Source organism: Pontibacter sp. CAU 1760, assembly GCF_054482735.1.
The window spans coordinates 1-10,880 of the sequence record NZ_JBTLRL010000001.1 but is presented as its reverse complement, the minus strand read 5'-3'; the positions used below and the strand labels follow the sequence as shown (position 1 = coordinate 10,880).

The 10,880-nt window shown below is 51.2% G+C and carries 4 protein-coding genes; 2 read left to right on the top strand and 2 right to left on the bottom strand.

Annotation, left to right across the window (positions count from 1 at the left end; genetic code table 11):
• Positions 1-25: 25 nt before the first annotated feature.
• Entirely contained in the window at positions 26-6,361 is a 6,336-nt protein-coding gene (locus tag ACXYMU_RS00020; protein ID WP_458984293.1) for a T9SS type A sorting domain-containing protein, read from the bottom strand.
• A 507-nt stretch (positions 6,362-6,868) separates the two neighbouring features.
• Positions 6,869-7,258, bottom strand: a complete 390-nt coding sequence (locus tag ACXYMU_RS00015; protein WP_458984292.1) for a response regulator — start codon at positions 7,256-7,258, stop codon at positions 6,869-6,871.
• 882 nt (positions 7,259-8,140) lie between these two features.
• Here ACXYMU_RS00015 and ACXYMU_RS00010 point away from each other — a divergent pair.
• Positions 8,141-9,079 carry a hypothetical protein gene (locus tag ACXYMU_RS00010; RefSeq protein ID WP_458984291.1) on the top strand — a complete coding sequence of 313 codons (939 nt, stop codon included), beginning with the start codon at positions 8,141-8,143 and terminating at the stop codon, positions 9,077-9,079.
• A 3-nt stretch (positions 9,080-9,082) separates the two neighbouring features.
• Positions 9,083-10,627, top strand: a complete 1,545-nt coding sequence (locus ACXYMU_RS00005; protein WP_458984290.1) for a phosphatase PAP2 family protein — start codon at positions 9,083-9,085, stop codon at positions 10,625-10,627.
• Positions 10,628-10,880: the final 253 nt, after the last annotated feature.

Genomic DNA, 10,880 nt, shown 5'->3' with positions numbered 1-10,880 from the left:
TCTTTTTTTTATGCTGTTGCAGGAGTTAGTTTTTGATGAAGCTGACGCTTTGCTGTATCCCCTCTCCCTGTATGCGCAGCACGTACTTGCCATTGGCCAGGCTGCTAACATTTAGTGTTTGCTCTATTTCGCTGTTAAGCAGCATTTGCTTGATCACGCGCCCCTCCATACTAACCAGGGATATGTGATAGGTACCTGCCGGCAGGCTTTTCAAATTCAGGTATGCGGTACCGGTAGTTGGGTTCGGGTAAAACACCGCTTTCGGCGATTGGCCTGCCTGCCCTGTGTTCACCGTAATCACATAGCTATACACGTACTTGCCGTCAAGGTCCACCTGCTTCAGGCGATAGTATACCGTACCAGTAGGCGCACTTGCATCGAGCAGGCTGTAGTGCAACAGCACATTGCTGGTTCCTGCGCTTTTCACCACCCCGATCTTGCCGAACTGCTTGCCGTTTTGGCTGCGCTCCACCTCAAAGTAATCACTGTCCTGCTCGCTGGCCGTTGCCCAATAAAGGTAAGTACCCTCCTTCGTGGATTTGGCCGAGAATTTCACCAGTGTCACCGGCAGCGGCGTGATGGTTTCAATGTCCCGGAAGCTATACTCATTGTTCAGGTTCAGCTGCAGTGCCGCCGGGCTGCCGCCATTATCCGTGTCAAGCAAGTCCACTAAGCCATCCTTGTCTGTATCAAAGTAAAACTTGTTTCCATGAGTCAGGTAAGCCAGCGAACTGCGGGTTTTCTCCAGCCAGTCTACTACGCCATTTTTGTTACTGTCCGTGTTGGTATAGTAGCCATTGTTAGTGTTCTCCTCAAACCTGGCACCACGCTTTATCATATCGTTCATGGATTTGCCGTCCTGGTCATCGTCAAAGGCTTCCTCAAAGTCTGCAACCAGGTCGTTGTCACTATCCAGGTCCAGGTAGTCTGGTATGTTGTCCCCATCCGTATCAACCGGTGTGATGGCTGTCCCGCCTTGGTCTGGGTCGTAGGCATCGTTTATACCATCCCGGTCTGTGTCTACCAACACCTTGTTTATAAAGCCGCCGGTGCTCTGTGCCTCCACGTTGTCCAGAATCCCGTCGTTGTCTGAGTCCAGATCGAGGAAATCCTTGAACGTGTCGTTGTCCGTGTCAGGCATCGCAAAGATAGATTTCCCATCCGCAGTTAGAGCGGCTACCGGCATACCATTGGCGCTTACGGGCCCTTTTATGGTTCCGCTGTTCGGATCGTAAATATTCCCAGTCGGCACTTTGCCCGCGTTGGCTTCCAGCACGTTCGTTATACCATCTCCGTCCATGTCTGCATCCAGGGAGTTGATCCGACGGTCCAGGTCCATATCGAACACATCGTTTATACCGTCGCTGTTTACATCACGATACGCACCATACACCGGGTGCACAAAGTCAAGGTCACGATAGTTCAGGTCTCCGTCGCCATCTTCATCCCCTAATGGGTCCACGCCGTTGCCAGAGATCACGTCTGTGATGCCGTCGTTGTTGTCGTCTATGTCTTCGCTGTCAATCACACCATCGTTGTCCCAGTCCTGCGTCACGGTAAAGTTCACCACAGTCCGCGACTTGCCACCCGTGGCGTCCACCGTTTCGATGTTGAGCGAGTAGCTCCCTGGCTTCAGGATGTGCTTGTCTTTCACTGAAAGCGTACCGTTTTGCTGCAGTTCCACACCGGCAGGCAGGGTACCGCTCACCAGGTAAGCCTGCTCTATCGTGCCATCCGGATCAGTGAAGGTGGCAATGGCTTCGCCAGCTGCGAAGGCCAGGTAGTGCTTGCTGGCAACCAACTGCTGCAGCACGGCAGGCCTGTCTGTTGTTGTTAAGCTAACGCTGGCGCTGTTGTTGCTGCTCTTCAGATCAAACTGGTCGGCGGCGGTTTTGGAGGTGATGTTAAAGTGCGTGCCCGCCGTTGTGGGCTCCACCTGGAAAGTCAGCACCTTGGTCTGGTTCACCGCCAGGCTCCCCACTGTCCAGATGCCGGTTTCCATGTTAAAATCCGTACCCGCTTGCGGTGTGCCGCTGTTTGCCACCAGCTTTAGCCCAGTGGAGAGCGTGTTTTGCACCGACACCCCTGTCGCGGCGTTTGGCCCCAGGTTTGTTGCCGTAACGGTAACGATGTACTTCCCGCCTATATAGTATGGTCCCGCCTGCAAGGTGGAGGCTATGGCGATGTCTGCCGCCTCTGCCGCCTGCACACTGGCCGACTGGCTGTTATTTCCGGGGTTGTTGTCGTACTCGCTTGCTGCGCTCACAGATGCCGTGGTGGTATACTGCGCCGTGGAGGTTGGCCTCACAGTGAGCACCAGTGTTTGGGCATTGTCTGCACCTACCAAAACGGCTGTTCCCAATGTCCAGATACCCGTTGCGGCATCGTATTCTCCCGAACTCGCGGTGTATGAAACGAACTCGAGCCCGGCAGGCAGCTTATCCAGTATCTTCACCCCTGTGGCGGCGTCTGGTCCATTATTGGCTACCTTCACCGTAAAGCTCGTCAGCTGCCCGTTGTAGTAAGGCCCTGCGGCTACAGTGTTCGTAACCACTAAATCGGCTACCGGCACCACTTCAATCAGCGCTACCGCCTTGTCATTGCTTGTGTTAGGGTCATACTGGTCCTGCGACACCTTTTGGCCTCCCAGGTTCAGGCGACCCACAGTATTAGGGATACCCTTGATAACAAGCGTGCGCGACTCTCCGGGATTCAGGGAAGGGATGCGCCACAGGCCATCGGCAGTTGAATAAGTGGTGCCGGCTGAGGCCACTGGTACAGCTGTAAAATTGATTGTGCCGCTTCTTGTATCTGTTCCAATAAGGTTGGTGAGCACATCAGGGCCGTTGTTCGTTACCGTGAAGGTAAAAGTCGCCTCGGTGATGTTGTGGTAAAACACCCCGTTCACATCGCCTGTTACCACCATGCTGGCCTGTGCGTCAGCAGATTTTTTCACCACTACGTCTGCACTATGTGAATCTCTGTTTGTGTTAATGCCCTGAGACTCATTAAGCTTTAAGTCGTTGGCGGTAAATGTATAATTCTTATCGCCGCTTACGCTATTGTCCACATTTGGCCTTGCCACCAAAATCAGCTCCGTGAATGCCCCGGAAGCGAGGTTGGCGATAGTCCACTTTCCTGTTGAGGGATCATACGAACCTATTTTAGGGGTAGCGCTTACCAAGGTCATACCCGCAGGCACCAGTGCGCTCAAGCTAAGCCCCGTGGCTGCATCTGGCCCCGTGTTCGTCATCCGTGTGGTGAACGTAACTTCTTGGTTTGTGTAGGCGGATGTCGTCGAAGAGCTAACGTCTACCCTTATATCCGCCGTAACAACACCTGTACCTGAAGTAACAGAGTTGGAAGCGCTGTTGTTGCCGTTTACATTGTCAAACTCTTTATGAGTTTGTGTAGCTGTGGTGGTAATAACAGCACTTCTATTTACCCTTGCAATTACTGAGAGTATAGCCGATGTATTATTTGCTAATGTTCCCACGGTCCACTTACCACTCCCTGGGTCATAAGTGGTCCCCGAAGCCGGGTTAGCACTCACCAACGTGAGGGCATCCGGCAAGCGATAATCTACCACCACGTTCGTTGCAGTGCTTGGACCATTGTTTTTAACTATTACAGTATACCTTAACTCGTCATTAACAGCTGCCAACCCCGGAGGCGATACCGTATTTGTCACAGCCACATCAGCCGTTGGGCCCACGGTTACCTGCGTCGTGCGGGAGTCGTTGGCAGTTACCCCATCATACTCAGTATGTGTTTGCGTGGAGGTGATTCCATACGTGCCTACATTATCTGCTCTTGCTTGCAGCGTAAGGGTTTGGGTGCTGCCGGTAGGTATGGTGCCTACGTTCCAGGTATAATTGGTTTGGTTAACCGTGCCTGCCGTTGCGCTGCTGCCCACTATAGTAAAGCCGCTTGGTATAGCATTCGTCAATACTACGTTGGTGGCATTGTTCGGACCGTTGTTGGTAGCCGTGATGGTGAATGTCACTAACTGGCCCTGATTGGTTATGCTGCTCGACACAGTGCTCCCCACCGCCACATCTGCTGCCGCGCTCACCGTGATGGTGTTGGAGGAAACGTTATTGCTGCTGTTCTCATCTAACTGAAAACCGGCTCTGCTGTTTAAAGAAGCTGTGGTGGTGATAGCCCCTAACTTAGACACGCGCGCGTTTAGCACGAGCGTCTTCATTTCGTTCAAAGCCAGGTTCCCCACTGTCCAGACGCCGGTAGTAGCGTTATACCCGGCAGGCGCAGCGCCCTCCAACGTCAGGCCATCCGGCAATTTGTCTGTGATAGCCACTCCAGTGGCGGCATCAGGGCCCAGGTTTTGAGCAGTGATGGTATAGGCTACTAAATCCCCGTTGTTATAAGTCGTTTTGGGAACCGTGTTTCTCACCTCGATGTCAGCGGAAGCCACAACCTCAACAGATACTACCGCCGAGTTGTTGGCAGCGTTGTTGTCGGCCTCGTTAGATGCCTTTGTCGCGGTGGTCGTGATGGTGCCCAACACCTTAGGCTGTGCTGTGATAGTCAGGGTTCTGGAGGCGCCTACGGCCAGCGAGCCTACCGTCCAGAGGCCGGTGCTGCTGTTGTAGGCAGCATCCGAAGCACTGATGAATTGCAGCTTGGAGGCATCCAAAAGGTCCGTTACCGTAACGCCTGTGGCAGCGACCGGTCCGTTGTTCGTTACAGTTAAGGTATAAGTAAGCGGCTTTGTAGTGGTATAAGGCCCTGCTGTTACGGTTTGGGTCACGCCTACATCGGCACTACAATCGTAATTGAACGCCTGCGACTGTGTAACAGAGTTGGTGAAACCATACGTCCAGGTGTTCACGAGCTTCAGGTCACCGGCAAGGGCGTTGGTGCTTGGGTTGCCCCAGCCATGCACCCCATTGGTCGAGGATACGCCAAACAGTTCTGTTTGCGGGGCAGGGAATGCCGTGGTCGATAAGTTAGAGTCATCCCAGTAGAGTTCTCCGTTGTAATTTGACCCCACCATTGGGCGCACATCCTCTACCCGGAAGCCACCTACGTTCATCTCAGCATCCCATACCGGGAAGTGCACCGGCGCGGCGGCATTTTTAAAGTAGTAGGTAACAGTAGCGCCCTGGGCTACTTTGTTTCCTCTGCCATCCAAGCCATTCCACTCCAGCAACTTGCTTCCTTTTGGCCCAGCCTGCTCCAGCAACACATCCGTGGTACCGGGCTGAAACCCTGTTGTACCGTTCAGGTCCACCAGCACTAAAAACGTGCTACGCTCACTACTGAAAGCATTGAAAGTAGCCTTGCCGCCCCCTGTGTTGGTGTTGCAGCTCGGCGAAATGCTTACGTTAAAGCTGGGGGCATCGGCACTAGGCCAGATAGCAGGGTCCGGGTTGTTCACGAAGTTGTTGAACTCCGGGTAATCTCTTTGGGCATTCTGGCTTTTTCTCCTGGCTTCTACAGTGCTTCCTGCCGTTGCGTCTGAGCCATTCCGGTTTGTCACGAACCGGAAGAAGTTCTGCGGTGCAATACCAGCCAACTCCAATTTTTTCACATAGTATCTATCCGCTTGATCTTCACTCGGGATGAGCGGGAACATGTTAAATGTTTTGGAGAACACATTGGTGGTGCCTCCCGCCGAGAAAGACCAAAGCTTGGAATACAGACGGCCCGGTTTTTCATTCTTGTTCGCATCATATACCGAGAAGTCCCAGAAATCATACACCGAGAAGCGCTGCCCCTCCGACATATTGCTCTCGCCTGTTTGGGTAAACTCAAAGAAGTAGTCCCGCACCTCGCCTGAAGTAGCAGGGTTTGTAACGCTTAAGCTTGTATATCCACTCGTTCCAGCCTTGTAAACCGGACCAGCCAAAGCTTGTGCCGCATCCCTGATAACCCCGGCCTGTCCGTCGGTCAGGAGCATGTGCCGCGTGGAGTTTTGGTTTCGGCTTAGGGTAGTGGAGCTTACGGTTACTTCTGTGCCATCCAAACGCCGGTACTTCACCGAGATGATCAAATCGCCCTGGTTACCGGAGCCTTGGTCGTGGATAGTGCGGTGCACCCCATAATGCAGTTGCTCGCCTGCAAGCACCCGCACATACATGCGATGCTCCTTGCTATAGGTAGCGCCGTTGTAGCTAAACCCGGCTTGCTTTAAAAAGCTCAGGGAAGTTGGCGCCACACCCGTATTGGCAGCGAAGTTGGCATCGTGCGCCAAATAGCCGGCCCGGGTGTTGTTGTGGTCTGTCAGGTTCGTGGGCGAACCTGCAGTGTTGGGGGTTAGCTGTTTAGACCCTTCTGCAAGTGCGAGGAGTGGCAACAGGAACAGCAATAGGAATCCGAGGTGTAAAATTCTTTTCATTCAGATGGCAAAGTATGTAAGCCGAAAACCATTTAGGAACATTAACACTGTTCCATGTTTCCCGCGAAATCAATACTTATGCCACCATATCAAGCCTAGATGCCGTTAAAATACAAAAAAGGGCGACGAAAGCCTTTTTCGTGATAAGTAAATACTATTTAATAATTTTGTTATATAAATTTCACCTATTGCACCCAACCTGCCTTATTTAAATATAACATCAATTTACTTGGGCAAGGTCTGAACGAATCTTAGGCCATAGAACAATCCCAAAATGGGATAAACCTACTGCATTGTTACGAAATTGGGAATAATGGCCAAGTGCTCGATTTGCTATAAAGACGGAACCAGCAGTTGCTTCTGAACCGGATGCTATTTTTGTAGGCAGTTTGACACATAGTGCCAGCGGTACCGCACTGCAATAACTAATTGATTCAGGGAATCTTGTGCCAGAACAGCACCTCAAGAGACTGGAATAGAAAAGGGGAAAAGAGAGAGCAGAAGTCCTTATAGCAGTTCTTTCACCGCTACAATAGATTCATGGCTCAAGGGTTTGGAGAGAAAGCTAACTACAAGCGGATACCCCTTGGATCGACAGATCTCCTCTTCATCGATAGAGGAAGTCAGGATCACGATCTTGCAGCGGTTTTGAGGGATGTCTTGTCGCAGGGAAAAAGTGTCCAGAAAATCCCAGCCGTTCATTACCGGCATATTTAAATCCAGGAAGATCACAAACGGGGAAGCGCTTGTTTTCTCCCGAACCGGAATTTCCTGCAAAGCCAATTCAGCCGAAGAAAAGCACACCAGACGCTCCGAAAAATCTTCATTTTCCAATACCGCCTCCGTCAGGTAAGTGCTGATGGCGTCGTCGTCGATAATATAGGTGCTTTCGATCATGTACTGCTTGTTTCTCTATTTTGAGTGAGGAAGTTTCTACCTATTTATACCTTTATTCCCTTCCTTAAATTTTTACCGGACCACTACTGCCATACAGCAAGTCTTTAGCAACATCCAAAAAAGATTTCTAGGTGGGCTTTCCCGCTTACATTTTGGCTTTACTTAGTAAAAATAATGCCAGCCTTGGCACTTCTACTTTTTATTAAAAGCCAACCACGATATGCTACAAGCTCACAAAAGTGGTTTCTAATTGATTTAATGCGGTTTTAAAGCTTCACCTGCAAGCCCTGAAGAAGCCAAATCGCCAAAACATTCAATTATGAATATATTGGCAAAGGACGCTTTTTCCGGTTTTGGGATAAATTCTGTGGCTGAAATCCTATTTTAGGAAAATGTATATCCACAAATCCACTTTCATAAAACGACACAAATCAGATTGGCTGAGGAGGGGTATAAGATCAAAAAGCAGATTAGCATTCCTCCCAATCGGGTTTCATACAAGTTTCCAGTTCCGGTAGCAGACAACCTCTAGGTTGTTCCATTGCCTGATGCGGTTAAACATGATCAGGAATTATTCAGGCAGAGCATACCCTGAAGCAACTTCCCCCCTGAATACCAATTTGTTACCTGCACAACCCTCTCAACAAAGAAAAAATAATGGTCAATGCATTCAATATCAACTGAAAGATTATATATTTAATCGTGGCAAAAGAAGCAAATGAAATACAGCACCTTTAGTAGTTACTTGGAGGCCTTTAGACTCCCTAAAAGCCCTGCCCTTTTATGTTGTACCAGCCACTGTTAAACCGCTCATACGTGGGCAGGAACCAATATCCTGCTTTTTCCTGACGCCCCGCTTACTTCATCCTTAACCAACCACTTATGAAAAACGTTTTTTACCTGCTCCTCCTGGGAATTGCTACCTCCTACATGAGTTTTTTCCCTACCCTTTCCTATGCCCAGACCGAGCAGGATGCCCTAATGATGGACGAGCGGAAGCTGTGTATGGCGGGCACCGTGAGCTACAGCAGCTGGACAAACTACTGGGAAGGCAGCTTTAAACGGGACAATGCGAACATGGGCCAGGTTTCCACGAAGACCGCTGCGCTCATGCTGAACTATGGCCTGAAGCCGAACCTGAACATCATGGCTACCCTGCCCTACATTAGCACAGAGGCCAGCCAGGGCACTTTAAGCGGCTTGGACGGTTTCCAGGACCTTGGGCTGGCTGTTAAATGGCGGTTGTTACAGTGGCAGGCCAGCAGGCAGTCCATATCCGTTTTTGCTGTTGGCGGCTTCTCTACGCCCACCAACCAGTACAACATCGAGCTGTTGCCTATGAGTATTGGCTTGGGCAGCCAGATTCTCAGTGGCAGGCTAATGGCCGACCTGCAAGTGAACAGATTCAACTTAACCCTTTCAGGTGCTTACCTGCATCGCGGCAATGCCACTATAGACCGCCCGGCATACTACACAGACCGCCTCATCAACTCCAACGAAGTAAACATGCCAGACGCGGGAAACTTTCAGCTGCGCACCGGCTACCGGAGCAGCCGCGTTATTGCAGAGGCCTTTGTCGATAACATGACCACGTTCGGTGGGTTTGACATCCGCAAAAACGACATGCCTTTTGTAAGCAACCGAATGAATAGCACAAGAGTGGGCATAGAGGGGAAACACTACCTGGCGCGCATCCCTGCGCTGGGTCTCCATGCTGCAGCCTGGCACACGCTGGCGGGCCGCAACGTTGGCCAGTCCACCGGTTTCCTGGCCGGGATAGATTACATATTCGATTTCACTCCGAACACCGCAAAAAATTAATCCATGAAAAAGTCGTTTACCTTCCTCATGTCCTGCTTGTGCCTCCTGCACCTGGCTTCCTGCGACAAAGACATTGTGGAAACCAATGCTGGCTACCAAGCCCTGCAGCCAGCCCAAACAGATACAGATGCCGGCACCTGGGCCCCGCTTATCGTAACTTCTGCTGCTGATTTTACACTCGCTGCTCCGGAGGCAATTACTTCTGCTGCCTACCAGCAGGAGTTGGCAGAACTTAAGGCACTGACCGCCAACTTAACAGCAGAGCAGAAGCGGGTTATAGCATACTGGAAAGTAGGCAGTGTGCTGCGGTGGAATGAGATTATGAGGGAATTAGTAGCCAAGCACAACCTGCCACCTTACCAAAACGCGGACAATACCTATCCGGTACCAAGTGCCGCGAACCCGTTTGCCTACCCGGTATTTCCCTTTTCCAACCCACCTTATGCAGCCAGGGCCTACGCTTATGTAAGCGCCGCTCAGTATGATGCACTCGTTGTGGCGCATCATTTCAAAAAAGAATATAAGCGGGCGGCTCCATATCTGGTTGATGCCTCCATTGTACCGGCGGTTCCTAAAAGTGACTTGGCCGCTTACCCTTCGGAAGATGCCGTGGTTGCCGGAGCGTCTTTGGAGATGATGAAGCTTTTGTTTCCGGCTGATATAGCCTACCTCTCCAAAATGGCAGAAGAAGAAAAGAACTACCGCCTGTGGAGCGGGGCCAATGTGCGCAGCGATGTAGTGGCGGGAGACTCTCTAGGCAGATGGGTAGCCCGGAAAGTTATTCAGAGAGCAAAGGCAGATGGCATGGGCGCATCAGTTGGCACGCAGGAGCTTTGGACGAAGCTGGAGGATGATTGTAAAGCAAAGGGCGAAACGCCCTGGATGTCTTTGGAAACACCGAAGCGCCCGCCCATGCTGCCGTTTTTCGGCAATGTAAAACCTTTGCTGTTTGATAGGGCAGATGTGCCTGCCCTGCGCCCCGGCCCTCCTCCGTCCGCTATTTCTGAGCAGATGCGTAAAGAGCTGGATGAAGTATTACGCTTCACGCAAAACCCTACGCGGGAGCGGATTCGCATTGTGAACTTCTGGGCAGATGGCGTAGGCACTTCTACACCTCCGGGCCACTGGAACGCCATTGCCACAGATGAATTTGTAAAGAAGAATTTCAGTGAAGTTCGTTGGGCGCGCAACTATGCGCTATTGAATGCTGCCTTAATGGATGCGGCTATCCTGTGCTGGAACACGAAGTTCTATTATTTCAATGCCAGACCTTGCCAGCTTGACCCACGCATAAAAACACTGACCGGAGTACCTAACTTCCCTGCTTATGTATCCGGGCATTCTACTTTCAGTGGAGCAGCAGCCGCTGTATTAGGGCATCTTATACCAGAACGCGCAGGTGATTTTAAGGCGATGGCGCAGGAAGCTTCAGATTCCCGCTTGTACGGTGGAATCCACTACCGCGCTGATTGCCAGGAAGGCCTCGAAGCCGGTAAGAGAGTAGGCAGTTATGCTATCGCCCGTGCCAGAACAGACGGTGCAGATTAACTGCTAATCAGACAGTAAGTGCGTAGAATATGCAAACAGTTCCAAAGCCTCTCCCATCCGGAGGGGCTTTGGAATTCCGGATCAAACCGAAAACTTGTGGGGCAGTGAGAAAAAGAGCAGCTTTGCGTGTGTATAATTCACCACACACGCTTTTCCCTTGCAAGATCCTTACCACAATCTTATCAGCTGTCTCTTGCCAGAAGGTATTCTGGCGTACTTCGACTTAACAAATGTCCTGCAGGGTCCGGCAGGC

Bases quoted from the DNA above. Each gene is read 5' to 3' on its own strand.
- ACXYMU_RS00020 (WP_458984293.1), bottom strand. From the start codon at position 6,361: ATGAAAAGAATTTTACACCTCGGATTCCTATTGCTGTTCCTGTTGCCA.
- ACXYMU_RS00015 (WP_458984292.1), bottom strand. From the start codon at position 7,258: ATGATCGAAAGCACCTATATTATCGACGACGACGCCATCAGCACTTAC.
- ACXYMU_RS00010 (WP_458984291.1), top strand. From the start codon at position 8,141: ATGAAAAACGTTTTTTACCTGCTCCTCCTGGGAATTGCTACCTCCTAC.
- ACXYMU_RS00005 (WP_458984290.1), top strand. From the start codon at position 9,083: ATGAAAAAGTCGTTTACCTTCCTCATGTCCTGCTTGTGCCTCCTGCAC.